This is a genomic window from Pseudomonas luteola NBRC 103146, assembly GCF_002091675.1.
GTDB lineage: Bacteria > Pseudomonadota > Gammaproteobacteria > Pseudomonadales > Pseudomonadaceae > Chryseomonas > Chryseomonas luteola.
In genome coordinates, this window is sequence record NZ_BDAE01000028.1 from 28661 (window position 1) to 53064 (window position 24404).

General features: G+C 54.4%; 24 protein-coding genes. 5 read left to right on the top strand and 19 right to left on the bottom strand.

What is annotated here, in order from left to right:
- Positions 1 to 2: 2 nt before the first annotated feature.
- Both PLU01S_RS21560 and PLU01S_RS21565 read left to right on the top strand, forming a co-directional pair.
- A complete protein-coding gene (locus PLU01S_RS21560) occupies positions 3 to 695 on the top strand; it encodes a response regulator (protein WP_074826260.1) in 693 nt (230 codons plus the stop codon).
- Positions 696 to 1098: 403 nt separating this feature from the next.
- The gene (locus PLU01S_RS21565; RefSeq protein ID WP_353681963.1) at positions 1099 to 2169 is read left to right on the top strand and encodes a glycoside hydrolase family 5 protein; all 1071 of its coding nucleotides are present in this window, start codon (positions 1099 to 1101) and stop codon (positions 2167 to 2169) included.
- Between the two features lie 128 nt (positions 2170 to 2297).
- Here the strand turns inward: PLU01S_RS21565 and PLU01S_RS21570 are convergent, their stop codons facing one another.
- The 7 genes from PLU01S_RS21570 to galB all read right to left on the bottom strand — a co-directional run bounded on the left by PLU01S_RS21570 (position 2298) and on the right by galB (position 9434).
- On the bottom strand, positions 2298 to 3524 hold the full coding sequence (locus PLU01S_RS21570) for an OprD family porin (RefSeq protein WP_074826257.1): 1227 nt from the start codon (positions 3522 to 3524) through the stop codon (positions 2298 to 2300).
- Between the two features lie 70 nt (positions 3525 to 3594).
- Positions 3595 to 4911 carry a dicarboxylate/amino acid:cation symporter gene (locus tag PLU01S_RS21575; RefSeq protein ID WP_074826254.1) on the bottom strand — a complete coding sequence of 439 codons (1317 nt, stop codon included), beginning with the start codon at positions 4909 to 4911 and terminating at the stop codon, positions 3595 to 3597.
- A gap of 55 nt (positions 4912 to 4966) precedes the next feature.
- Positions 4967 to 5830 (bottom strand): amidohydrolase family protein, encoded by an 864-nt coding sequence (locus PLU01S_RS21580; protein WP_074826251.1) that lies wholly within the window; start codon positions 5828 to 5830, stop codon positions 4967 to 4969.
- A 114-nt stretch (positions 5831 to 5944) separates the two neighbouring features.
- Entirely contained in the window at positions 5945 to 6829 is an 885-nt protein-coding gene (locus PLU01S_RS21585) for a LysR family transcriptional regulator (RefSeq protein ID WP_010798217.1), read from the bottom strand.
- Between the two features lie 68 nt (positions 6830 to 6897).
- The gene (locus tag PLU01S_RS21590; protein WP_074826248.1) at positions 6898 to 7980 is read right to left on the bottom strand and encodes a 4-oxalomesaconate tautomerase; all 1083 of its coding nucleotides are present in this window, start codon (positions 7978 to 7980) and stop codon (positions 6898 to 6900) included.
- 3 nt (positions 7981 to 7983) lie between these two features.
- On the bottom strand, positions 7984 to 8700 hold the full coding sequence (locus tag PLU01S_RS21595; RefSeq protein ID WP_074826245.1) for a 4-carboxy-4-hydroxy-2-oxoadipate aldolase/oxaloacetate decarboxylase: 717 nt from the start codon (positions 8698 to 8700) through the stop codon (positions 7984 to 7986).
- Positions 8697 to 9434: a 4-oxalmesaconate hydratase gene (gene galB / locus PLU01S_RS21600; protein WP_074826241.1), complete on the bottom strand. Its 738-nt coding sequence runs from the start codon at positions 9432 to 9434 to the stop codon at positions 8697 to 8699. The genes PLU01S_RS21595 and galB overlap by 4 nt, the downstream gene beginning before the upstream one ends.
- Before the next feature lie 139 nt (positions 9435 to 9573).
- On the opposite strand from galB, the gene PLU01S_RS21605 reads away from it, so the two are divergent.
- Positions 9574 to 10779 carry a LysR family transcriptional regulator gene (locus tag PLU01S_RS21605; RefSeq protein ID WP_074826238.1) on the top strand — a complete coding sequence of 402 codons (1206 nt, stop codon included), beginning with the start codon at positions 9574 to 9576 and terminating at the stop codon, positions 10777 to 10779.
- Between the two features lie 33 nt (positions 10780 to 10812).
- On the opposite strand, the gene PLU01S_RS21610 is transcribed toward PLU01S_RS21605, so the two are convergent.
- The 10 genes from PLU01S_RS21610 to PLU01S_RS21650 all read right to left on the bottom strand — a co-directional run bounded on the left by PLU01S_RS21610 (position 10813) and on the right by PLU01S_RS21650 (position 21445).
- Positions 10813 to 11034 (bottom strand): DUF7740 domain-containing protein, encoded by a 222-nt coding sequence (locus PLU01S_RS21610; RefSeq protein WP_010798212.1) that lies wholly within the window; start codon positions 11032 to 11034, stop codon positions 10813 to 10815.
- A 74-nt stretch (positions 11035 to 11108) separates the two neighbouring features.
- The gene (locus tag PLU01S_RS21615) at positions 11109 to 12365 is read right to left on the bottom strand and encodes a gallate dioxygenase (RefSeq protein WP_074826233.1); all 1257 of its coding nucleotides are present in this window, start codon (positions 12363 to 12365) and stop codon (positions 11109 to 11111) included.
- 22 nt (positions 12366 to 12387) lie between these two features.
- Complete coding sequence (locus PLU01S_RS21620; RefSeq protein WP_010798210.1) at positions 12388 to 13728, bottom strand: MFS transporter; 1341 nt, start codon at positions 13726 to 13728, stop codon at positions 12388 to 12390.
- Positions 13729 to 13974: 246 nt separating this feature from the next.
- Positions 13975 to 15459, bottom strand: a complete 1485-nt coding sequence (gene prpD, locus PLU01S_RS21625; RefSeq protein WP_074826231.1) for a 2-methylcitrate dehydratase — start codon at positions 15457 to 15459, stop codon at positions 13975 to 13977.
- Between the two features lie 61 nt (positions 15460 to 15520).
- Positions 15521 to 16654 carry a bifunctional 2-methylcitrate synthase/citrate synthase gene (gene prpC, locus PLU01S_RS21630; protein ID WP_074826228.1) on the bottom strand — a complete coding sequence of 378 codons (1134 nt, stop codon included), beginning with the start codon at positions 16652 to 16654 and terminating at the stop codon, positions 15521 to 15523.
- Positions 16655 to 16729: 75 nt separating this feature from the next.
- Entirely contained in the window at positions 16730 to 17626 is an 897-nt protein-coding gene (gene prpB / locus PLU01S_RS21635) for a methylisocitrate lyase (protein ID WP_074826226.1), read from the bottom strand.
- A complete protein-coding gene (locus PLU01S_RS21640) occupies positions 17623 to 18372 on the bottom strand; it encodes a GntR family transcriptional regulator (protein ID WP_074826223.1) in 750 nt (249 codons plus the stop codon). The genes prpB and PLU01S_RS21640 overlap by 4 nt, the downstream gene beginning before the upstream one ends.
- Positions 18373 to 18656: 284 nt before the next feature.
- The gene (locus tag PLU01S_RS26720) at positions 18657 to 18848 is read right to left on the bottom strand and encodes a hypothetical protein (protein WP_376748372.1); all 192 of its coding nucleotides are present in this window, start codon (positions 18846 to 18848) and stop codon (positions 18657 to 18659) included.
- Between the two features lie 294 nt (positions 18849 to 19142).
- Positions 19143 to 20768, bottom strand: a complete 1626-nt coding sequence (locus tag PLU01S_RS21645; protein WP_074826221.1) for a hybrid sensor histidine kinase/response regulator — start codon at positions 20766 to 20768, stop codon at positions 19143 to 19145.
- 41 nt (positions 20769 to 20809) lie between these two features.
- Positions 20810 to 21445: an MEDS domain-containing protein gene (locus PLU01S_RS21650; protein WP_074826218.1), complete on the bottom strand. Its 636-nt coding sequence runs from the start codon at positions 21443 to 21445 to the stop codon at positions 20810 to 20812.
- A gap of 702 nt (positions 21446 to 22147) precedes the next feature.
- On the opposite strand from PLU01S_RS21650, the gene PLU01S_RS26020 reads away from it, so the two are divergent.
- A complete protein-coding gene (locus PLU01S_RS26020; protein ID WP_216822611.1) occupies positions 22148 to 22300 on the top strand; it encodes a macro domain-containing protein in 153 nt (50 codons plus the stop codon).
- A gap of 68 nt (positions 22301 to 22368) precedes the next feature.
- Here the strand turns inward: PLU01S_RS26020 and PLU01S_RS26355 are convergent, their stop codons facing one another.
- Positions 22369 to 22503, bottom strand: coding sequence for a hypothetical protein (locus tag PLU01S_RS26355; RefSeq protein WP_010798202.1), 135 nt, complete (start codon positions 22501 to 22503; stop codon positions 22369 to 22371).
- A gap of 240 nt (positions 22504 to 22743) precedes the next feature.
- Between PLU01S_RS26355 and rnk the strand changes: the two genes are divergently transcribed.
- Positions 22744 to 23157: a nucleoside diphosphate kinase regulator gene (rnk, locus tag PLU01S_RS21660; RefSeq protein ID WP_074826216.1), complete on the top strand. Its 414-nt coding sequence runs from the start codon at positions 22744 to 22746 to the stop codon at positions 23155 to 23157.
- A 40-nt stretch (positions 23158 to 23197) separates the two neighbouring features.
- On the opposite strand, the gene PLU01S_RS21665 is transcribed toward rnk, so the two are convergent.
- Positions 23198 to 24253 (bottom strand): Ldh family oxidoreductase, encoded by a 1056-nt coding sequence (locus tag PLU01S_RS21665; protein ID WP_074826213.1) that lies wholly within the window; start codon positions 24251 to 24253, stop codon positions 23198 to 23200.
- Positions 24254 to 24404: the final 151 nt, after the last annotated feature.

A 24404-nucleotide genomic window follows, 5' to 3' on the forward strand; every position in this document is an offset into this window, starting at 1 on the left:
AGATGCCGCACCGCTCCTCTCTCTCAACACCTACCATCCTGATTGTGGAAGACGAACCCAAGCTGGCCGCGCTCCTGGCAGATTACGTCAGAGCGGCTGGCTGGAATGCCCAGCTGGTCATGAACGGTCTTGAGGTGCTGCCTGCTTTTACGCAATACAGCCCAAGCCTGGTCCTGCTTGACCTCATGCTGCCCGGCAAGGACGGAATTGAGGTGTGTCACGAGATTCGCGCCATCAGCCAGACGCCTGTGGTCATGGTAACAGCCAGGGTGGAAGAAGTGGATCGCTTGCTGGGCCTGGAGATTGGCGCGGATGATTACATCTGCAAACCTTTCAGTCCGCGCGAAGTCATTGCCCGGATCAAGGCCGTGCTGCGTCGAACGCAAACACCTGCGCCAGCCCTGCTAGGCGGTTTGAGTATTGATACCGCCCGCTACCAGGCCTTTCTTAACGGAGCCCTGCTTGATCTGACGCCTGTAGAGTTTCGCCTGCTGATGACCTTTGCCGAACACCCTGAGCAAGTCTTCTCACGCGATCAGCTCATGAACAACCTGTATCAGGATCACCGCATCGTATCGGACAGAACGGTAGACAGCCACGTCAGCAATTTGCGTCGCAAACTACAGCAACACCTGCCCAATCAGGAGTTCATTCGTTCGGTATATGGCGTAGGTTACAGCTTCAAGTTGGACTAGTCAGAGTCGTCACTGGCCTCTACTTACTTTCTTTCATGTGTCATAGCCTTCAGGCGCTTCCGACAAATAGCCTGACTACTGGCTTTCATACATATGCATTCAGTGCGGGTAAAGAGCCGCCACAAAAGAACATTTTATGAAATAAACATAACGTCACTTACTTTAATAAACCCAAAAAGATAGCAATTCGACATCAAACAGACATCTAACCCGATAAGGACAATCGGTCTTGCAATATAAAAAATCCCCTCTTTAATAAGACTATCCTTAATCATAAAGAGGAGAATACCGGACTGATGATATCTTTTACCTAAAGCATCCTGGAAGCATGCTTTCCTCGCAAGTCGTTCAGACTGGATTGTTAAAACTATTCATGTATGTAAGCTTTTGCGGGAAAACGCATATGAAGTACCTTGGCGAACTTTATTTTATTAAGCGCATATCAAAATTTCAGTTAGCAATAATACTTGCTGGAGCCTTGGGATTTTTAAGTGATAACGTAAAAGCCCAGAGCACTGGCTTTGAACTTCTAGGCTTGAATATGTCGGGCGCCGGCTTTGCTCCGCAGGTTCTTCCAGGCATTAATGAAAAGAACTATGTATTTCCTACAGAAAATTACTTTAAGTATTGGAGCAGCCAGGGCATCAGACTGATTCGTTTCCCCATTATTTGGGAGAGACTTCAATCAAACCTCGGGGGGCCTCTTGATCAAAACTATATCGCTTTGGTGGATAGAACCTTTGCTTACGCTCAGAAGTATAATATGAAAGTTATTCTGGACCTTCATAATTATGCGCGATACAAGGGGCAGATCATAGGAACCTCCGCTGTACCCTACTCCCGTTACAAGGAAATAATGACCCATATCGCTACCACGTGGAGTAGCCAACCGGCACTGTTTGCTTATGACATTATGAACGAGCCCAATGGAGCTCTCGCCTATTGGCCAACCGCCGCTCAATATGGGATAGATGGCGTACGTGTCATTGATAAAACAAAGCCAATCATTATCGAGGGCAACGGCTGGGCCAGCGCAACCCGATGGCCGGAATGGAACGACTCTTTACTCAACCTGAAGGACCCGGCAAATAATATCGTCTATTCGGCTCACTCTTATTTCGACGAAAATGCAGGTGGGAACTACCAGGCGGTAGATGTTGGAAAACTGGACCCCATGTATGGCGTAACGCGAGTAAAACCGTTTGTAGAATGGCTCAAGAAAAATGGCAAGCGAGGCTACATCGGAGAGTTCGGGGTTCCAGATAATGACCCCCGCTGGCTAACCATGATGGACAATATGCTGGCGTATCTGAAGCAGAATTGCATTCCAGCTACCTATTGGGCAGCAGGGCCAGGCTGGGGAAATTACTTTATGTCTGTGGAGCCTGTTGGCGGTCGCGAGAGACCGCAATGGGCAACGCTAAAGAAATACATCAACAACACCAGCTGTTCAACGTTTGGTCCACCTAAATAGCGCTGCGCAGCGGAGGCTCCTAGCGTATGCCTGCATGCGTCTTGCCAAGATAGAAGAGGCTTTTGCAAACGTTGTAAAAGCCTCCATGAGCAGTAGCGCTCACCGACCACGCAGCAGACACCCAATACTTATAGGAACGAAAACGGATAATTAATGATCAGCCTGTTCTCATCGATATCTCTGCCATAACTGCTCCGGTAGGTTGCGTTTCGCCAGCGTATCGAAAGCCCTTTCAGGCCCTGCTGAACGACATACGTCACGTCTATATCACGTTCCCACTCATGGCCTCCTCCGACTTTATCCAGATGCGAGCCGTGGATATAACTCGTAAAGAAACTGAGTCCCGGCAGCCCCATCGGGGCAAAATCATAGCCATAGCGCACCTGCCAGCTCCGCTCACCTGCGGTGCCAAAGTCATGGTATTGCACATAATTCGGCAGGTACGGATTGTTGATATAAGGAAAGCCGCTTGAGCCTTCCAGATGTTGATAAACTGCCGTAAAGCTATGGCCTTTCACACTGTACGTCAGGGATCCGCTGTATACATCGTTCTCTATTTCTCCTACCCGCGCCGCACCTGTGTCACGGCTAAAAAAGGTCCTTAGATCGCCCTCTACCGTTCCTTCCCCCCATTTCTGGCGGTGAGTAAGCCCCAAAAAATGCTGCCGGTAGACATCCTGTAATTCGCCGTAGTAATAGCTGGCCGTCAGTGCTGGCGTGACAGTGTAACTGCCACCCCCATAACGGAAATGATCGCCCTCACCTGTCGCGCGGAAGCGACCCTCTTTGGTGGCTATCATGATTTTTTGCAGATCGGTCGAGTCAGGGGTGGTGGTACGGTCGAACTGAGCAACGTTGAGCGAAAGCCCTGTGATTTCATTCGAGCTGATCTGCGTTCCCTGGTAAAACTGAGGAAACATCCGGCTACCGTTGAACTGAAGGACCGGAACCTTTGGCAAGGCAATTCCCTGACGCAGCACCGTCTTGGAATACTTGATTTTGGCCGCTATACCGCCCTTTGAATATTCCTCTGCCGCTTCTCCCGAGTTGGTCTTGGGCAGCAGGCCACTCCCTGTACGATCAGGACTGGAATCAAGCTTGAGTCCCCAAAAGCCCATCGCATCAAGGCCCAGCCCTACCGTCCCCTCGGTAAATCCGGACTCGTACTGCAGCAAAAGCCCTTGAGCCCACTCATCCCGCTTCGAAACACCGGCATCTTCCCGAAAGTCACCGTTGTAATAAAAGTTACGGATATCGAGTCGGGCCTTGCTGTCATCCATGAAGCCAGCAGCCCATAACGGTAGAGAGCAAAGCATGCCTAAGGTGAATACGGTATGGCGCAGGATATGAATCATTGTTGTTTTCTCCAGGCGCAAGAGAGCACTGCCCGGCATAACCGGACAGGACCAAGATAAACGGCGGAATTTAGTGCTTGTGGTGGAGCTCTTGGGCCAGCTTGTCGCGGTCCAGTTCTTTCTCCCATGAGGACACTACGAGCGTAGCTACGCCGTTGCCGACCAGGTTTGTCATTGCAAGGCCCGTCCCCATGAAGCGGTGAATACCCAGGATCAACACCATGCCGGCCACTGGCACCACTGGAATCACCATCAAGGTACTGGTCAACATTACAAAAGCCGCGCCCGACACACCACTGGCACCTTTGGAGGTCAGCATCGCCACGATGACCAGAGTCAGTTGCTGACTTAAGCTCAAATCAATGTTCAGAGCCTGGGCAATGAAGAGCACCGCCATGGTCAGGTAGATATTGGTGCCGTCCAGGTTGAACGAGTACCCCGTAGGTACAACTAACCCCACAACCGACTTGGAACAACCCAGGCGCTCCATTTTTTCCATGATCTGCGGTAGCACCACTTCGGAGGAGCTCGTGCCCAACACGACCAGCAGCTCATCCTTGATATACGCTATAAAGCGTAGAATGCTGAAACCAGAGAGCCGTGCAACGCCTCCCAGCACCACGACAATGAACAGAACGCAGAGCAGATAGAAGCTGCCGATCAGTTTAAACAGGGGTAGCAGTGAGGCGGCGCCATAAGTACCAACCGTAAATGCAATAGCGCCGAACGCCCCGATGGCTGACAGCTTGGCAATGATATGCACAATGCGAAAGAACACACCCGACAGGCCTTCTATCATGTCGTAGACCGGCTTGCCTTTCTCACCCATGGCCGACAGCGTACATCCAAAGAACACCGAAACCAGAAGAATGCACAGTACATTTCCTTCTGCAAATGCCTGGAAAAAGGTGGTAGGAATAATGCTCATCAAAAAGTCGACCATGTGCAGGTGCTTGGCCTTTTCTGCAAAGCCCGTAACCGCCGAGACATCCAGGGTGCTGGGGTCGATATTGAATCCACCACCGGGATTGAACAGGTGTCCGCCAATCAAGCCAATAATCAGGGAGAGGGTTGAAATGATTTCAAAGTAAAGCAAGGCCTTACCGCCTACTCGCCCTACTTTCTTCAGGTCCTGCATGCCGGCAATACCGATGACCACGGTACAGAATACGACCGGCCCGATAATCATCTTGATGAGCTTGATAAACGCATCACCGAGCGGCTTGAGATCCGCTGCAAAGTCAGGCCAAAAATGCCCGACGACCACGCCGAGCAGAATGCCTATCAGTACCTGAACATACATGGCGCGGTAAAACGGTTGCTTGGTCTTGACGGTGTTTTGGGTTGACGCACCTACGGGGGTGGTCGCCTGCGAGAGGGGATTCATATAGGACTCCACTACCAGTCATTGTTGTTGGATTTGGTGTGGCGAAGGCGCTCTATCAGCGCCCATAAAGCGTCATGGGGTTATCTACCAGAAGTTTCTGGCGAAGCGCCGGATCAGCGCAGAAGCGAAACATCAGGTCTACCAAACCGCCATCGTTGGGCATGTCACGGGTGATATTTGGATGCGGCCAGTCAGTCCCCCAGAGCACGCGATCAGGCGCATGTTCAATGAGCCGTTCGGCAAATGGAATGGCATCCTCGAAGGGTTTGCGTCCTGCTGAAACGCGCTCTGCACCACAGACCTTGACCCAGGCCAGCGGGTTTTCCATAAGTTCCAGCAGGGCTTTGAATGGTGCCTGATCAAGTCCCTCCTGAGCCTTGACACGCCCCATATGGTCAATGATGAAAGGAACCCCGATACGCTCCAACCGATCGGCATAAGTAACGATATCCTGAGCATCCAAATGCAGTACCACATGCCAGCCCAGCGGTTCCAGGCGTTCCAATACCTGATCAAATAGCTCCAGGTCGGGTGCACCACCCAAGTGGGCTACAAAGTTGAAGCGTACGCCGCGAACGCCACTAGCATCCATTTCAGCCAATTGCGCATCGCTTTCACGGCCGTTGACAATGGCCACACCTCGATAGCGTCCTTCACTACGTGCGATAGCGTCGAGCATGGCCCGGTTATCGCTGCCATGGCAGCTCGCCTGTACGATCACAGCCCGACTAAAGCCTAGAAAATCATGAAGATTACGTAAGGTTTCAAAGGGTGCATCCGGTGGCGTGTAGCTACGATCCGGAGCGTATGGGAATCGGCTACTTGGGCCGAACACATGGCAATGGGCATCCCATGCACCTTCCGGCAGGGTATGGTGTGGCCTGGTAGGTTGGGGATCAGGTGCCAGACAGCTTTTCATCACGTCTCCTCATTCATTGTGATTATTCGAAGGGATACGTCGATGGTGACGGCTATTTCTTGGAGCAACAATAAAGCCTGGGTTCTAGCAGCTATGCAGGATTTGCATAACGGGTCAGCGGCTATGCACGTGTTCGCGGACCATCGCCAGCGTTTGGTCAGCCAATCGCGTCAGGGGCCGCTGCGCGGCGGTTGTAACAAACAGATGCGTATGAACAACCGGGTCGATAATAGCTGCCGAGCGCAGGCCTTCTGGTACATAAGGCCCGGACAACGCCGTACGGAACAGAATGCCGTAGCCCAACCCCAGGGCCACCAGCTCAAGCAGAGAAGGAATGCCATCCACCTCAAGCGCGACATCCAGCTCGACGGTATGGCGAGCTGCCTCGGACTCAACCAGGCGACGCAAAGAATGGGGTTGGCTCGGAATGATCAAGGGATAGCGGCCCAGTTCTTTGAGCGGGATTTCATCGGGTAGATTCGAGGATTTTGCACCCACCAGCACTAGCGGCTCCGAGTGCAAATGCTCATAACAGAGTTGGGCATTCTGGGCCGGGTTGAACAGTAGCGCAAAATCCAGCCGTCCTAGCAGCAGCCACTCCCGTATCGAGTGCGTCAGCCCTTCCTTAATGCCCAGCGCGCAGTGTGGAAAGCGCTCGCGAAAGGCCGTTACCAGCCCGACGGTGTGGCAGCGTGCAATGCTCGGCGGCAAGCCGATAACCACTTTGCCCGACAAGGTGTCCCGCTGCTCACGCAATTCCTCCCGAGCCACCTGAACCTGCCGTAAGATGCCTTGCCCATGCTCGAACAACCGCATCCCGGAGGCCGTCAGCGTGACACCACGGCCATTGCGCAGCAGCAGATGCTCCTGCAACTCGACCTCTAACTGACGCACCTGCCGGCTGACCACCGATTGGGACAGACCAAGTACCGCCGCAGCCTTGGTAAAGCTACCGAACTCGGCGACCCGTACAAAGCACTCCAATTGCTTGAGGTCCATGAACACATGATCTCATACGGCAAAAGGGCAGCTTATCGCCTTTCCGCAGATGAGAGTACCCGACGTCTTCAGACCTTACCGGACCAGACCGATGCCGGTATACACACTACACCGTTAAACAACAACCGCGCGGTACGCAGCAGTCCACATCCGGCCAGCTCACCCTGCCGACGATGGAGCTCGACGGTAAATTCTCCCGTGGGATGTTCAACAGAGAGCCGCAACGAGTCGCCCTGCTCTACCCGGGCCAGCCCATCAGCCACCGAGCCTTCGATCAGACAGGCCGAGGCCACGCTTACCGCACCGAAAACGCCAATAGAGGCGTGGCAGCGATGGGGAATAAAAGTTCGACTACTGATAGCACCACCCGCTTGGGGTTCGGCAATCAAGCACATTTTGGGGACTGTACGCTGAGTAACATCCCCCAGGTTCATACGCGGCCCGGCCTGAAGACGAATCGACTCGATTCTGGTCTTAAGTTCGGTATCGCCATCCAGCTGCTCACGCGTCTCATAACCGGTGCGACCCAGATCGGCCGCTCGAAGCAGCACTACCGGCATGCCATTATCGATACAGGTCACCTCAATCCCATCAAACGTGTCGCACACGTTTCCGGTCGGTAACAGCGCACCACAACTAGAGCCAGCAATATCCTCGAATTCAACAATCAGCGGAGCGGCCGTACCCGGTACGCCATCAATGCGGGCATCGCCTTCATACTGCACCTCACCGTTTGGCGTAAGTACATTCGCAACGGCAATCTGACCGGTGTTTTCCATGAAGATACGAACCTGAGTTGTATCTTCCAGCACAGGAACCAGTCCTTGTTCTATGGCAAACGGGCCAACACCCGCCAGAATATTGCCGCAGTTCTGCCCATAGTCGACTCGCGCTTCCTCTACCAGTACCTGAGCGAACAGGTAGTCCACATCGACATCCGGTCGCTCGGAGCGCTTGATGATCGCAACCTTACTGGTCAGCGAATCTGCGCCGCCGATACCGTCAATCTGGCGCTTGTCAGGCGAGCCCATAACGGCCAGCAGGACTTTTTCCCGCAGTGCTTCATCGGTAGGAAGATCAGTGGCGAGAAAGTACGCTCCCTTGGAAGTACCGCCGCGCATCATCAGGCAAGGAATACGAGTCTGTCCCATGGTTCAGCCCTCCAGCTCGTCCAGGCTATCAACGTACCGAAGGCCCTTTTCGGCCAGGCGAGGACGCATGTTGTAGATGTCGAGCCCTAATTCGCCATTAGCCAGCCGAATCCGCTTCTGCTCTTCGGCATCGGCCCGCTTGCGACTGGCCTCGACCACGGTTTGCACCTCGGCACGCCGAACCACCACAACGCCATCGTCATCAGCCACAATAACGTCGCCGGGGTTGATCAGCTGGCCGGCACAAATCACTGGAATGTTGACCGAGCCGAGCGTTTCCTTGACCGTGCCCTGGGCATAGACCGCTTTCGACCACACGGCAAAGCCCATCTCCCGCAGCGTGCGGCTATCGCGCACACCTGCATCGACCACCAGCCCACGTACACCGCGTGCTTTGAGCGAGGTCGCCAATAGGTCACCAAAGTAACCATCGTGGCATGGCGAACTGGGTGCTACGACCAGGATATCGCCCGGCTGACACTGCTCTACCGCAACATGGAACATCCAGTTGTCCCCAGGTGCTACCAGTACAGTTACAGCCGAACCGCTGATGCCATAATCCTGCTGGATCGGGCGAATATCTGGAGCCAGCAGCCCTTTGCGACCCTGAGCTTCGTGAACGGTTGCCACACCATACTGACCCAGCTCATCAATCAGCCCCACTTCGGCCCGTGCGATAGTGCGGACTACAACGCCGGTCTTGCCGATCAAGCTGCTCATCCCAGATTCTCCGTCACGCGTGGAAAGATGCTCTGGTAGCCCTCACCGTAGATGATGTTCTTACTGGAGGTAATGCCTACGTTGCGCTTGGCCTGTACGCCGCGTTGTAGCGCTACACGGGTGTAGTACTCCCACAAGTGTTCCTGGCCAGCCATGCACTGAATAGCGGCATACTTCTTGTCCCACACTTCGGTGATGTCCAGCAGTACGTCCGGGCGCCATTCGCACTGCTCAGGCTGGTGCGGCTCGAAGCAATAGACGGGCGGCGCACCGACAATTTTCTCGCCCGGCTTGTAACCTTCTGCCTGAGCGATGATGCGCGCTTCCTGTGACAGGTGCGTAGCCAGTGGATGGTCGTAGTTGTAGGGGTCCTTCAGCGAGTGACTAAGCACAAATTCCGGCTGTACGCGGCGGAACACATCGGCCAGACGAAACAGCGTTTCCTTGTCGGCACGCATAGGGTAATCACCGATGTCGAAGAACTCGACAGTGGCACCCAGTATCTCAGCTGCCGCCTGCGCCTCTTCACGGCGCGCCGCCTTGACCTTCTCTTCGGTCATTTCGCCCTTGCGCCAGAGCTTGGCTGACTCGCCCCGCTCACCAAAGGACAGGCAGACGACATGCACGTCATAACCCTGCCTGGCATGCAGAGCGATAGCGCCACCTGCACGCCAGACGAAATCAGCGGAATGGGCGCTGACAACCAGAGCAGTTTTTTTGTTGGAATCGATCATGTCCAGGCTCCTCATGTTTTCAAGGAGAGTCGCACGGCTGATCCTGAGCGAATATTGCGTTCAGCTAGAGCAGGTATACCTTTTACTTATCAACACGCCGCGCGCATGATGCAGGCATGTGCCCTGCCAAGAGAACACCATGACTGCCGAACTTCCCAATCTGATGCAGATACGCGCGTTTGTCCGGGTGGCGGACCAAGGCAGTGTTTCCAAGGCGTCTGAAGTACTGTACCGCGCGCAATCGGTTGTCACCCGTTCCATTCGCGACCTGGAAGAGCGGCTTACCATTGCATTGTTCGAACGGCATGCCAATGGAATGCGGCTGACCGATTACGGCGCCCGCATCTTGCCTCGTGCACGACAGGCATTGGCTGAGCTGGAGACAGTGCCCCGCTTGCTGAGCAACCATCCAGGCGCGATCACCGAACCCCTTTATCTGATGCATACCCGGCGTCTGGAAGTGTTCGTCAAGCTGTGCGAAACCCACCATATGCAAACGGTAGCTACCCTTTTCGGTCTGACCCAACCCGCTGTGAGTGCAGCCCTCAAGGTGTTGGAAGGTGGTTGCGGCCATACACTGTTCGAGCGCACTCCCAAAGGCCTTCAGCCTACACGAGCGAGCCTGGATATTGTCCTGCCGATTCGTCGGGCATTGAATGAGCTGCGCCATATCGATGCCGACATTGCTGCCCTACGCGGCTCGCTCCAGGGAACCGTCATGGTGGGTGCCTTGCCCTTGGGGCGAACCCGGCTGTTGCCTGAAGCTATTGTGCGCCTCGTCTCTGCGTACCCTCAAATTCGTGTGGCGACCAATGAAAGTGCGTTTGACCTGTTGGCTACCGACCTGCGGGCCGGTGACATCGACTTTGTACTGGGCGCCCTGCGCCCCTCCGACTATGCCAGCGATCTGTTGGGTGAAACGTTGCTGACTGAAGAGCTGGTGGTACTGGTACGCCGGGGCCATCCATTACTGGATCAGGGGGTAAATACCAATGACCTTATCCATGCTCGCTGGGTGCTGCCCCGTGCAGGCTCGCCGGCCCGCAACCAGCTCGATGCCTTCTTTAGCGAGCTGGGTACGGAAACGCCACTACCGGTAGTTGAAACGGGGGATCTGGCGATTATCCGTGGGCTGCTCGTACGCTCCGATATGTTGGCTGTCGTTTCAGCCCATCAACTTGAATACGAGATCGCCTCAGGCGAGTTGCAACGTCTCCCCTTGCGGCTTCGCCATACCACCCGCGCCATAGGTCTGATCTACCGCACCTGTGGCCTGCACTCACCTGCAGCCAAAGCGTTAATGGAAAAGATCCGTGAAGTAGCCCTGGAGCGCTTGGACGCCTGATTTTTCTGGGATGCAGGCGCTTTATAAGCCAGCCTAGACCGCACCCACTTTGCCAATAACGCTGTCAGGGATGGTTTTGATCAGCACCTTGACGCAAAACAGTGGTGAAGGACTGTCTGCGATGGACGCCACTACTGCCTTGTATTTGGCAGGAATCTGGTCAAGGCATCGCTTGGCCGTTCGTGTTACGGCCTCGTTAGAGTCGTGTATTTCGGCAGCAAGTGCCAGGGCGAGAAGTGCTTCCAGAAACGTCATGACACCAGACTGCCAATGGACTATCGCCATTTAGTGAATGGACGCAGCGACAGGCACTGCGCCCTGGGTTGGAGTTATTTCTTTCCAGCAACCGAGTACAGCACCTGCTGATTACGCGTTTTCTGGAACTCTTCCAGTGATTGGCCACGCATGGCTGAATAGATGTGCAGGTTGGATACCCCTACCACCGCGCCGAGCTTCTCTAGCAGGAAGAAAATAACACCGTAGTGAATCAACCCACGCCAATCGCGGCGTCGAATCAGGTCGCGCTCTTCGTCAGTCAGGCCGGCTTCCTCGAACATGGCCTCCGGTTCCTCCAGAAAACGCTCACGCCAGGCCGGAGTGATCATGCCATGCAGGAACTTGTTCAGCCGATACCCTTTGGCACTGCGCTCCAGCGTAAACGGGTACGTGCCCTCCAGCTTTTCGACACCAGCCAACTGATGGTTCATGTGTTCACGGTGGCGGGCTTGTACGTCAATGGGTAATGGCCGCGCCTGGTTTTCCAGGAGCAGCGTCGCGATCCCGGTCATCGAAGGAAGGTAATAATCCTGGTGAATCAGCTTTACATTGGATGAGAGCGCACCACGCATGATCAGCCAAGTGATGACCTCCGACCCCTCAAGTCCACCCAGCGTTGCGTATTCGGCAATGGTCATCTCGGTAAGACGCGCGGGATCGTTGACAAAGAGATCAACAAACTGGGCGTCCCATTCAGGATTATTGAAGCCACACCGCTCACCATGGACCTGATGGGACACACCACCCGTGGCAGCAATGACCACCTTCAGATCCTCGGGATAGCTCTCGATGGCACGCCGCAAGGCCTGTCCCAGGTTGTAGCAGCGCTTGGCACTCGGGATCGGAAACTGCAACACACCGACCTGCAGAGGCACTACGTCTACCGGCCATTCCGGCTCGAACGGCAGCAGCGCAGACATCGGCGAGAACAGACCATGGTCGATCGGCTTGTCACGAAAGAACGACATGTCGAACTCATCAGCCATGAGACTGGCCCCGATATGCCGGGCCAGCGCCGCATGCCCACCAATGGCAGGCAGTCCACGTACGCCACCGCCCTCGTCTGCCACACCATAGTGATCGTCTACGCCCAGGGCGAAGGCCGAATAGTGATCGAAGAAGAACGAGGTGATGTGATCGTTGAAGATATAAAACAGCACATCAGGCTGCTTGTCCTTAAGCCACTCCTTCATCGGCTCGAAGCTCTTGAAGATGGGCGCCCAGGCGGCCTCCTCCTGCTTGTTGTGGTCGACTGCAAAGCCGATCGTAGGCGTGTGCGAGACGGCCAGGCCTCCGATAATACGTGCCATATGAATAATCCTTAATGAATGATCAAGACGCCAAGGCAGGCTGGGCTGCACGCCGTGCAGCATAGCCATTGCCCAGTATGGCCAGCGCTGCCACGAAAGCCGGTATCGCCAGCACTGCAAAAATCAACCCGAAGCTCAGTCCAAGGCTCAGCACCGCACCACCGATTACCGAGCCGAAGATCGCACCAAAGCGGCCTATCCCCAACATCCAGCTCACACCTGTGGCGCGGGACTCGGTAGGGTAATAGCCGGGGGCATAGGCATTAAGACCTGTCTGCGCGCCGCTCATGCAAAAGCCCGCCGCGATAACGCCAAGTGTCAGCAGGCTGGATTCCAGGCCAAAGGCACCCAAGAGCAGGATAAACGCACCGCCCAAAGCATAGGAGCCTGCAATAACACGATTGGGATTGCGCCTGTCCATGATCCAGCCAACCACGATTGCTCCTACCGTCCCGCCAATCTGAAACAGTCCTGTGATAGTCGCTGCACGCTCGATCGGGATACCGGACTCACGAATCAGCGTAGGCAACCAGCCCATCATCAGGTAGATCACGAGCAGCCCCATGAAATAGGTAACCCAGAGGGAAAACGTTCCTAAACGATAACGCTCTGCAAACAAGGCGCGAACCGGCGCCTTGTGGTGAACCGTAGGCTCAAGCGTGATAAAACGTGTTTGCGCCGTAAACTGGCCACCCAGCCGATTCAGCACTTTGGCGATACGGGCGGCAGGTGCGTCTTTTACTACAAGAAACCGGGCAGACTCAGGCAAAAACAGCCAGAGGAACGGCAGCAAGAGGATAGGTAGAAGGCCACCCACCAGCAGCACAGACTGCCAACCATAATGGGGAATCAGCCAGGCAGCTACAAAGCCGCCGGCACCCGAGCCCAGGTTGAACCCGGTAAACATCACGGTAATCAGCACGGAGCGATAGCGCTCGGGTAAATACTCCGAAAGCAGTGTCGTCGTATTGGGCATCGCCGCTCCGAGCCCTACCCCGGTGAGAAAACGCAGGATGGCCAGCTCATAAGGGTTACGTGCGAAGGCGCATGCCAGGCTCAGCGCACCAAATACAGTCACGGCACCGAGCAGTACCGTCTTGCGACCGAAGCGGTCGGCATAAGGGCCCGCAACCAATGCACCCACCGCAAGGCCAACCATAGCCGCACTCATGACCGGTCCGAAGGCGGTTTTGGATAGATTCCAGTCCTGCATCAGTGACGGCGCAATGAAGCCCATGACGGCGACATCCACACCATCGAACAGGACGATGAAAAAACACAGGACAAGGATCAACCACTGATAGCCCGAGACAGGCCGGTTATCAATCCATTGTTTAACGTCGACAGGCGAGTCGGTGTGCATGACGGCCACCCTTGTTGTTTTTATGGTGATTCGAATGCCCATAGGGCTTATCACGTGATGGCAGAACGAAACTGCCTCACGGTCAGCCCAGACGTTAAAGCCACTCGCCTGGCCCGTCGTCTGGGAAATGCTTAAGGGGGTATCTGATTTTTTTATGAGGGCCTTAGGCACCTGAGCGAAACGATACTCGGGTGCCTGAGGCTTAAAGGAAGGCAAGCCCGTGTCATACGAGCCTGAAGGGATACGTCAGATGACAAAGAGATCAACGAACCGATTGACCGGAGTACGCTCGAGGGTCGCCTGATCCTTACACAAAGCAAAAATCTGCTCACAGCGCTGTGCCGGGAAACGAGTAGCCAGGTTGTTCTTGAACTTGGCCTCGAGCAGCGGGATGCCTTCGTCGCGGCGACGGCGATGGCCAATCGGATACTCTACCGTGACCTTGTCGGTACAGGTGCCATCCTTAAAGAATACCTGGATGGCATTGGCTATAGAGCGCTTGTCAGACTCCAGGTACTCCTGGCTGTAGCGCAGGTCTTCGATGATTTCCATTTTCTCGCGCAACTGATCGATCAGCGGATGCGCTGCATGGAAGGCATCTTCGTAGTGCTCGGCCACCAGGTCTCCGTACAACAGCGGCACGGCAATCATGTACTGTAGGCAGTGGTCGCGGTCAGCCGCGTTGGCCAGCGGGCCGACCTTGGAAATGATGCGGATGGCAGACTCGTGGGTAGTCACCATGATTTTCTCGACCTGATCGAGCTTCTCACGAACCTGGGGATGCAGAATGACCGCTGCCTCGGCCGCCGTCTGGGCGTGAAACTCTGCAGGGAAACTGATCTTGAACAGGACGTTTTCCATTACGTAACTGCCAAACCCCTGCGGGAAGCTGAATTGGCGCTTGTCCTGCGGCTTGGTCTCCAGGTCTTTGTTGGTATGGCTGAACAGCACATCATAAAAGCCCCATTGAGGTGCGCTCAGCACGCCCGGAATACCCATTTCGCCGCGCATGGCAATGTCTGCCAGACGTACACCGCGGCTGGTGGCGTCCCCTGCTGCCCAGGACTTGCGCGAACCTGCATTCGGCGCGTGCCGATAGGTACGCAATGCCTGTCCGTCTACAAAGGCGTGAGAGATAGCGGCAAGCATCTGCTCGCGATTGGCGCCCATCAACTTGGCCGCAACCGCCGTCGACGCCACCTTGACGAGGATGACATGGTCAAGCCCGACCCGGTTGAAGGAGTTCTCCAGCGCAAACACGCCCTGAATCTCGTGCGCCATGATCATGGCTTCAAGCACGGCGCGCATGGTCAGAGGCGCCTCGCCCTGCGCAACGCGCTTTTGCGACAAATGATCGGCTACTGCCAGAATGCCGCCCAGGTTATCCGAAGGATGTCCCCACTCCGCTGCGAGCCAGGTATCGTTGTAATCCAGCCAACGCACGATACAGCCGATATCCCAGGCAGCCTTTACCGGGTCCAGGCGAAAACTCGTTCCGGGTACGCGCGCGCCATACGGCACCACGGTCCCTTCCACAAACGGACCCAGATGCTTGGTGCATTCTGGGAAACGCAGGGCCAGAAGGCCACACCCTAGCGTATCCATCAGACAATTACGCGCCGTGTTTAGCGCCTCGGTAGAGTCAATCGTATAGTTCAGGACGTAGTCGGCGATGTCCTGCAGAACGTTGTCATAGTCAGGACGATTATTCAGATCGACGTTGGCGCTCATGCTCTCGCTCTCATGGTTCATTGTTATGTGAGGCAGCGGCAGTCGCTGCCTTTGGATGTATCTACGCGCTGCGCTCTTCGAGCCGCACATACGGGCGCTGCTCGACGCCGGTGTACTCCGCACTCGGGCGAATGATGCGGTTGTTGGCACGCTGCTCGAACACATGGGACGCCCAGCCTGTAACCCGCGAGCAGACAAAGATCGGGGTAAACAACTTGGTGGGAATTCCCATGAAGTGGTACGCGGACGCGTGGTAGAAATCGGCGTTGGGGAACAGCTTCTTCTGCTCCCACATGGTGTGGTCGATCGCTTCGGATACAGGGAATAGCACCGTATCGCCTACTTCCTCGGAGAGCTTTTTCGACCAGACCTTGATGACTTCATTGCGCGGGTCCGAGTCCTTGTAGACGGCATGGCCAAAGCCCATGATCTTGTCCTTGCGCTCCAGCATGCCAAGCGTGCCCTCGATGGCCTCCTGGGGTGACTTGAAACGTTGGATCATTTCCATGGCGGCCTCGTTGGCCCCACCATGCAGAGGTCCACGCAATGAACCAATCGCACCGGTAATGCAGGAATACATGTCCGAAAGCGTGGATGCACATACGCGCGCGGTAAACGTCGAGGCGTTGAACTCATGCTCGGCGTAAAGGATCAGCGACACGTTCATCACCTTGCGGTGCAGCTCGTTGGGTGCCTTGCCATGCAGAAGCTTGAGGAAGTGCCCGGCAATAGAAGGTTCTTCCGTTACGCAATTGATGCGCACACCCTGATGGCTGAAGCGATACCAGTAACACATGATGGCCGGTAATGCCGCCAGCAGCCGATCCGATACAGCCTGTTGTTGCTCAAAGCTACGCTCAGGCTCCAGGTTGCCCAGCATCGAGACGCCGGTCCGCATCACATCCATCGGATGCGCCTGCGCTGGGATGCGCTCAAGCACCTCTTTCAACGCCTGTGGCAGATCACGTAACGTCATGAGTCGATCACGGTAGTCATTCAACTGCTCCGTAGTCGGCAGTTCACCCCGGAACAGCAGATAGGCCACTTCTTCGAACTGGGCATGCTCGGCCAGCTCGCGCACGTCATAACCTCGATAGGTCAGACCGGCGCCTTCTTTACCTACCGTAGACAAGGCTGTCTGGCCGGCGACCTGACCCCGTAGGCCAGCGCCGCTCAATACTTTTGCTTCAGCCATTGCTCTCTCCTTTCTTGGACTTGTTATGGATGGTGCAACTGCATCTGTCAGGTTAGCTGACGGACCTTCGCCGGATCAGCGCTTGTTCTGGGCGAACAGCGCATCCAGCTTTTGCTCGAACTCGTGATAGCCAATGCTTTCGTATAGCTCCATACGCGTTTGCATGGTGTCGACTACATTCTTCTGTGTACCGTCGCGCCGAATCGCGGTGTAAACGTTTTCAGCCGCCTTGTTCATGGCGCGGAAAGCCGACAAGGGATAGAGCACCAACGAGACATCTGCGGAGGCCAGCTCCTCGGTTGTGAACAGTGGCGTCGAGCCAAACTCGGTAATATTTGCCAGCAACGGTACTTTCACCGCGCCAGCGAACTCCCTGTACATCCCAAGCTCGGTCATGGCTTCAGGAAAGATCATGTCTGCACCCGCCTCTACACAGGCGCAGGCCCGATCGATAGCCGATTGCAACCCTTCAACCGCCAATGCATCGGTTCGCGCCATGATCACAAAGCTGTCATCAGTCCGGGCATCCACGGCCGCTTTGATGCGATCCACCATTTCCTGCTGCGAGACGATCTCCTTGTTGGGTCGATGACCGCAGCGCTTGGCCCCCACTTGATCCTCGATATGCAGGGCCGCCGCGCCAAACTTGATCATTGACTTGACGGTGCGGGCCACATTGAACGCTGACGAGCCAAACCCGGTGTCTACGTCAACCAGCAATGGCAAGTCGCACACATCGGTAATCCGGCGCACATCAGTCAAGACATCATCCAGGTTTGAAATACCCAAATCCGGTAGCCCCAATGAACCGGCTGCAACGCCACCACCGGACAGGTAAATGGCCTTAAAGCCGGCGCGCTGGGCTAGCAAGGCATGATTGGCATTAATAGTGCCAACTACCTGGAGCGGATGTTCGACCGCAACAGCCTCTCGAAAACGCTGGCCGGGACGCATGGAAAGACCCTGACTCATGATTCACCTCTATTCTTGTTGGCAGACGCCGCGCTTACCACGGCATGCTCGGGTTGGTGCTGAGTGTCAAGTTGGCGCTCGATATTGCGCCGTGACGCAGCAATGTGGCGCTTCATCAAGAGTTCGGCCAGCTCACCGTCACGGTCAGCGATGGCGTCGAGAATACGATGGTGCTCGGCAAAGGCCTGGCGCGGCCGGTAGGGTGTGGCGGAAAACTGGATCCGGTACATGCGTACCAACTGATACAGCTCATCGCACAGCATGCGGGTCAGCGTGCGGTTTCGGCTGCCTTGAATGATGCGATAGTGGAAATCATGGTCGCCTTCCTGTTGGTAGTACCCCACCCCTGCTTGAAATGAGGCGTCCTGCTCATGGGTTTCTAGCACCTGCCGTAGTTCGAGAATCTCTGCGTCGGTCATACGCTCGGCTGCCAGTCTGCACGCCATTCCTTCAAGCGATTCACGGATTTGATAGAGCTCAACCAGCTCCTCAAGGCCCAGCGAGACAACACGAGCACCCACGTGGGGCACGCGTACGACCAGCTTTTGCCCTTCTAGACGATGAATAGCCTCACGCAATGGACCTCGACTGATCCCATAGGTACGTGCCAGCTCAGGCTCGGAAATTTTGCTGCCCGGTTTGATTTCACCCTTAATGATGGCCGCCTGGATATGGCGAAAGACATGCTCCGAAAGCGTCTCGCTTTCAGGCGTGTTGGCAGAGGGTATTTCGCTTAGCTGATTCATAGTGTCGACACATTTATTTTTTAAGCGACCTTTGTGTCAAACATTAGGCCCAAAAACAAAAAAGTGTCAACAATCTTAATCTTCTTTGGTTTCAACGCTGGTAATCACTGTAACCCTGGAGACCCGGCATAGCACTACGTGCTATCCGTCTGGGCCCTAATAGGTCAGATTGTTTATTCGCCAATATGAACATTCTGGTGCAACGGGCTTGTGCTCCAGCTTTTTAGCTGCCTTTGGGTAGCGCGGAATGCTCCTCATCAACACACAACACCAGCAAATTATTCCTAGCGGGTGCTGGGCATGGGCTGCCCTACTTCTGCTGGTAAACTCCCGTTTCTGTTCCGTCCCGGCAAATCGAACATGACTTCGTCATAACCGGCATGTGCCCTCGAGATGCGCAAACTAGGTAAACCTAGCCCTTGATTATAAAGTGTGACAACGGCATCCAATTGCCGCATAGGCCGGGCAAAGTGAATCGGCCGGACTTCATTAGAAGCCCATACTGATAACTGTGGTTCCTATAAGGATAGGACGGTACGGCTACAGCAGGTTCATGCTTGAGAGTATCCAGGAGAGTCCCGACTGAACGTGACTCGCAGGTGTTCGGATAGGTTGGATATGGAAAGTACTAGGCCTTGGCTTAAAGCCAGACATGAAATAAGTCGTTATTTACCCGCTTCATGGCTCACGGCTTATTCTTCAATAACCCGGCTTTTCATCCTGTTTAAACCTGCGCTCGCATAGGCAGGCTATAAACCAGGAAAGAATATCTATTTTGATGAAAGACGTGTAATAGCGGCTGTCAGGTCATGGAGTGAAGCCGGCTTAACCAGATGCACATCAAAACCTGCCGCTTTGGAACGCTCCCGGTCTTTAACTTGCCCATAACCGGTCAAAGCTATCAATCCTAGCGCTGATGGAGGAAAATGCTCACGGAGCATAGAGGCCAACTGAAAACCATCCAGGTCGGGCAGCCCTATGTCGAGCACCGCAACCTCGGGCTTGAACTCACGGACTATATTCAGTACATCGAATGGATTACTGCTTGCCTGGACGGTATGTCCCTGTTGACGCAAGACAGCCTGGGTACTTTCAAGCGCATCAAGGTTGTCATCAACAATCAGGATCCGAGCCGGTATTACTACCGTATTGCTATTTTCCTCAAGGACCTGCGTTGGTTCGCTGATCGCCAACAAAAGCCGTGGCAACGTAACCGTAAAAGTAGAACCGCAACCAACACCGCCACTGCTAGCCGCTACCGTTCCTCCATGCAGGCTTATGAAACTCTTGACCAAGGCCAGACCAATACCCAATCCGCCTTTCGCCCGATCTATGGTAACCGCACCCTGCTCGAAAATATTGAAAATACGGGGTAATAACTGAGGGCTGATACCAGAGCCATTATCTTTGACCAGAATAGAAACCTGTTCGCCGTCGGCCTTTACCTCGACCTCTATTTGGCCCCCAACATGAGTGTACTTGGCTGCATTGGTCAGTAGGTTGGTAAAGACCTGGGTCAGGCGGACGGAGTCCCCTGACACCCAGACCTCTTCATCGGGAAATATATGAGTGATCTGCTGACGCCGGTCACCAACAAGCGCACTTGTATTCTCAAGGGCTTGGAGCACTACTCCTGTTATGCTTGTAGGCTCTTTATTGATTTCGATTTTTCCACGAGTGATACGCGTAATATCGAGCAGGTCATCCACCAGACGCGACAAATGATCAGCCTGCCGCTCGATGATCTGCAGCTCTCGCGGAAACAGGCCCTGATGCCTTCTTTTGATCAATCCAAGCGCCATGACAATGGGTGCCAGGGGATTACGCAACTCATGCCCCAGCATCGCTAGAAATTCATCTTTGGCTCGACTGGCCTGCTCACGCTCAAAATCTGCCCTTGCGGCTTGTAATCCTGTAGCAGCCAATGAAGCAGCAGCTCGCAAAAGAGCTAATTGGTTGATGCTTGGAAAACCGGGTGCAGAAGAACCAAACCAGATTTTTCCACCATACGTTCCATAGCCCATGCTCAAGTGAACAATGTACATGGACCCCAATGGAGTATCTGATTCATAGGCTCGCCCGTCAGGAACACGCGTGTTTTTCCAGGCTTCGGCTGTAACTTCCCAGCGAGATAACTCTTCGCCCTGGCAATAACGCCCCTCGACTCGCAAAAGGCCTTTGAAAGATGGATTATCAGCCAACAGCGCCTGGGCATAGCTAAAGCGAAGGGGAACGATACGTTCGGCGGCCTCGATCATGAGGCGAAGAACCGTCTCACCCTCTCGCCCTGCCCACAAGGCGGGTAAGGCGAGAAGACCCATCAGGTCTCGAATACCACGTTCTGAGGAATCGCCTTCCTGGGAGTGAACCGGTAATAATTCAGGGTAACGGTTCATTGTCTTCCAAAAAGGCGAAATAAAAGGAGGAAAATAACATATCAGGTGGTCGAGGCGTCTTCCTTGACCTGACGCTTGGCAAGCTCAGCCAGCATTTCTGATGCTGGGGTATAGAAGGGATTTTCCTGTACTACACCATTGATAAGCGTCAACGGATGGGTACGTAAGAGATCCATCATCATGGAGCCGGACATTTTTGCAATGTCATATACACATACGGCTGGTTGACGGTTCTGGGAAAGCACTTCATTTACTTCGGCCTCGTACGCCAGAATGTCTTTAGCACCAGGCACATCATTAAAGACCCAGTCCATATTGCCCATGATACGCACGCGTGGAAATCCAGCTTCCCGCGCGGCTTTGCAGGCACTTTCCAGCGTATTGAGCATGCGGTCCTTATTAAAGGTGCCGGCTTCATCAAGATAGGCAACCTGCCACGATTGAACCTCAAGTTGCCCACAGGCCTCACAGGCATGAGTATCAATTCCCGCCTTGTTAAGGCGTACCCGATGGTCATCCATCTTGGCAGGATTTACGATATGTATATTCTTCTCGCCCTGATCAATCCCCTCCTTAAAGAAAGGGGCCAGGACATCGTACTCCTGTTCACGACTATCGAAAAAAGCGCAGACATGAAAGTGTTCAATCTGTGTGCCTGCCAATGACAATTCGTTCATGTGTAGATGTCCTCTAGAACAACCAACAGCTGACGTGACGAGCTTGAATTTGAAATCCCATCCAAGATGGCTAATTGCCTCTACCGCTTGGCGGTTTAGCTAGCGAAGAAGCTTAGTGCTAAATATCATTTAGCAGAAGATTTTATTTGCTTGATAAACAGATTCTGACCAGCCAGTCATTTTGGCTGAGTCTAGATAACAGTTTTCTGTCGTCACCTTATAAGAGGCAAGAACCTTGCCACTGCCTAAATGTGCAGGGGTCACAAATTGCTTTCGTGTGCTCGCTTGTCAAAAACAAGGCCTTTGAATAGGTAATAGTGTACAGGCTCCCTCAGCTTGCTGGCGGTTTTATGCGTTTACATACCATCAGTTACATTAGTCTTATTTGGGAGGCCTATGAATCATGCCGGTAATAAAAGGAGATTTGGTCAAACTTGCTCTAATGGGCCAGTTCGACGTTATCGTCCATGGATGTAATTGCCAGCGCAAAATAGGTCAGAAATCGCTAAGACTATAAAGAGGGTCTCCTGAATCCTATGAAGCTGATTGCCTCACTTCGAAAGGAGTACGGGAAAAATGAGCACTTACTCATGCACCCGAATTAAGCGGGGCAATCTCGAGCTTACAGTAGTGAATACCTACACTTAGCTTCACTGGCGCGGAAAAGGCGTCAAGGCAGGTTATGAGGCTATCCGCGCAGTCGTGAGGACGATTCGGCAAGGGTTCTCGGGATGCCGTATCGGCTATCCTCGCATTGGCGCCGGGCTTGCAGAGGGTGACTGGGCAATCATCAGTGCCCTCATTAATGAAGAGCTGGCAGGCCTTGACCCTACCCTGGTGGAGTATCTGCCTTAGCTTTCGTGCGTTTTTGCCTCACTGATGCAACCGCCCCTGACGGCTGTTCAGGTCTTGCTGGCCCAGTATCACCCTAACGGACTGTCGTCCACGTCTGGTCTTTCATCCATGTTAGGCGTGTCTTGGGTATCAGGAACATCACCGTATTCATCGTATTCGTCAGGCGTCTGGCCTTGATCAGGCATATTTTCTGGGTTGCTCATAAATCACCTCTGCGTGTTTGTCATCTGATACCTGATCAGGCCATGCGTTCAACAAGCGCCTGTAAACCGCAAAAGCCTGTTCAGCACGCCTCCTCCCTGCAAGGGATCGCACTGCCTACAGAAACAGGCGTTAATGGTTTCAGGTAGTTGAAAGCGGATAAGCGGTCCATACTCGACTTCGTGCAAGACGTTATTTCCCCAGCATTCACAACAGGATGCACACTTTCAACAAGAGCCTTTATGACCATGAAACCGGATATTGTCGTGTCCTCATTGGACCTTGAGCGGATAGAAAATTTGCTCGAGTCCCTGCCGGCCAGCGAACACTCCATGCAAACCGCCTTACAGGAGGAGCTTGGTCGAGCGGATATTGTCGATCCGCATGAGATACCGCCTACGGTCGTCACCATGAATTCAACCGTGCGCTTTCGCATGGACGCAACTGGTGAGGAATTCTGCAAGACACTGGTGTATCCCAAGGATCTTGCAGGCGATTCGGGGCAGGTTTCTATCCTCGCCCCGGTAGGCAGTGCACTGCTGGGGCTGTCCATCGGGGACTACATTGAGTGGCCCACCCCAGGCAAAGGAATGCTCAAGGTCAGGATCATGGATATCCCCTTTCAGCCTGAACAGGCCGGGCAATATCACCGGTAGGCAGGTCAGGAGGAGCATCAGGTGTGCTCCTCCTGCCGGATCAAGCGCTTAGCAGCGCCTGGATATCGTTGTAGAGTGCCTTGGGTATCCAGACCCCTTCACGCAGGCTTTTTTCACGAGCCTGATAACGCCTCTGCGAAGGTAGACGCGCGCCCTGGGCTACCATGGACTCGAACAGCTTTTCGGCACGGGCAAGCTCGGTCTCAGCCTGCTCACCCAGGAAGCGTTGCGGATCGATAGCAATAATCAGCTCGCCTCCCATGGAAGTAACCCGTGCGCCGTTATCAAATGCCAGCGACTCGGCGCTGGTCATGTCGGCGATCAGGGGACCAGCTATCAGCTCCACCATCGCCGCCAGGGCTGAGCCTTTATGCCCTCCGAACGTCAGCATGGCGCCCTTGTCGAGCACGGTGGCCGGATCGGTACAAGGTCTGCCTTCGGCGTCTACGCCCCAACCCTCAGGAATAGGCTTGCCAGCGCGGCGATGCAGCTCAATTTCACCCCGCGCCACCATGCTGGTCGCAAAATCAAAGATGAATGCCGGCTTGCCTGGACGAGGCCAGCCAAACGCAAAGGGGTTGGTTCCGAAAAGTGGTTTGCTCCCACCGGCAGGCATCACCCAGGCATGGCTGGGCGTGCACGCCAAGGCAACCAGACTGGCATCCGTAAGCGGTTCGATGTCTGCCCATAGGGCTGAGAAATGAGCGCAATGGTTGATGCCCAATGCAGCAATACCCAGTGTTTCGGCTTTCTGGATCAGATGTGGCAGTGCCATCTGGTAAGCGACTTGCGAAAAGCCACCCTTGGCATCGATGCGTACCAGAGCGGGCGCCATGTCATGCAGTTCTGGCTCGGCATCCGGAGAGACCTTGCCTGCCTTGAAGGTATTGATGCAGGACAACAGCCGATACAGACCATGGGATGAACATCCATCGCGCTCGCCAGCCACTAACGTTTCGGTAACGTAGCGGACATGAGGTGCGGTAAAGCCATAGTGTTGGAGCACACGCGTCGCCAGTGCCCGTACGTCATCAAGCGTAAGGTGAACCGTGTCTTGCCCAGAAGCATGGGTCTGGGAAGCGCTTGAGGCAGTCATGGATTCTCCTTTTTAGAATTGTCGTGTCAGAGAAGCATTTGAAATGGGTTATAGGAATGGCCAGGCAGGCGGCCAGTCTTGCAGGTTTATTAGCTGGTGGGCCAGCCTGATAGGCCAGCCTACTCATATAACCTTACTGCGGACCTAGCTT

Coding starts and splice junctions, on each gene's coding strand:
- prpD (WP_074826231.1), bottom strand. CDS start 15,459: ATGAGCGCCAACGTCGATCTGAATAATCGTCCTGACTATGACAACGTT.
- PLU01S_RS21580 (WP_074826251.1), bottom strand. CDS start 5,830: ATGAAAAGCTGTCTGGCACCTGATCCCCAACCTACCAGGCCACACCAT.
- PLU01S_RS21665 (WP_074826213.1), bottom strand. CDS start 24,253: ATGACTGCCTCAAGCGCTTCCCAGACCCATGCTTCTGGGCAAGACACG.
- PLU01S_RS21575 (WP_074826254.1), bottom strand. CDS start 4,911: ATGAATCCCCTCTCGCAGGCGACCACCCCCGTAGGTGCGTCAACCCAA.
- PLU01S_RS21570 (WP_074826257.1), bottom strand. CDS start 3,524: ATGATTCATATCCTGCGCCATACCGTATTCACCTTAGGCATGCTTTGC.
- PLU01S_RS21565 (WP_353681963.1), top strand. CDS start 1,099: ATGAAGTACCTTGGCGAACTTTATTTTATTAAGCGCATATCAAAATTT.
- PLU01S_RS21620 (WP_010798210.1), bottom strand. CDS start 13,728: ATGCACACCGACTCGCCTGTCGACGTTAAACAATGGATTGATAACCGG.
- PLU01S_RS21585 (WP_010798217.1), bottom strand. CDS start 6,829: ATGGACCTCAAGCAATTGGAGTGCTTTGTACGGGTCGCCGAGTTCGGT.
- PLU01S_RS21560 (WP_074826260.1), top strand. CDS start 3: ATGCCGCACCGCTCCTCTCTCTCAACACCTACCATCCTGATTGTGGAA.
- PLU01S_RS21590 (WP_074826248.1), bottom strand. CDS start 7,980: ATGGGACAGACTCGTATTCCTTGCCTGATGATGCGCGGCGGTACTTCC.
- PLU01S_RS21595 (WP_074826245.1), bottom strand. CDS start 8,700: ATGAGCAGCTTGATCGGCAAGACCGGCGTTGTAGTCCGCACTATCGCA.
- PLU01S_RS21650 (WP_074826218.1), bottom strand. CDS start 21,445: ATGAACGAATTGTCATTGGCAGGCACACAGATTGAACACTTTCATGTC.
- rnk (WP_074826216.1), top strand. CDS start 22,744: ATGACCATGAAACCGGATATTGTCGTGTCCTCATTGGACCTTGAGCGG.
- prpC (WP_074826228.1), bottom strand. CDS start 16,654: ATGGCTGAAGCAAAAGTATTGAGCGGCGCTGGCCTACGGGGTCAGGTC.
- PLU01S_RS21645 (WP_074826221.1), bottom strand. CDS start 20,768: ATGAACCGTTACCCTGAATTATTACCGGTTCACTCCCAGGAAGGCGAT.
- PLU01S_RS21640 (WP_074826223.1), bottom strand. CDS start 18,372: ATGAATCAGCTAAGCGAAATACCCTCTGCCAACACGCCTGAAAGCGAG.
- PLU01S_RS21610 (WP_010798212.1), bottom strand. CDS start 11,034: ATGACGTTTCTGGAAGCACTTCTCGCCCTGGCACTTGCTGCCGAAATA.
- PLU01S_RS21605 (WP_074826238.1), top strand. CDS start 9,574: ATGACTGCCGAACTTCCCAATCTGATGCAGATACGCGCGTTTGTCCGG.
- PLU01S_RS21615 (WP_074826233.1), bottom strand. CDS start 12,365: ATGGCACGTATTATCGGAGGCCTGGCCGTCTCGCACACGCCTACGATC.
- PLU01S_RS26355 (WP_010798202.1), bottom strand. CDS start 22,503: ATGAGCAACCCAGAAAATATGCCTGATCAAGGCCAGACGCCTGACGAA.
- galB (WP_074826241.1), bottom strand. CDS start 9,434: ATGATCGATTCCAACAAAAAAACTGCTCTGGTTGTCAGCGCCCATTCC.
- prpB (WP_074826226.1), bottom strand. CDS start 17,626: ATGAGTCAGGGTCTTTCCATGCGTCCCGGCCAGCGTTTTCGAGAGGCT.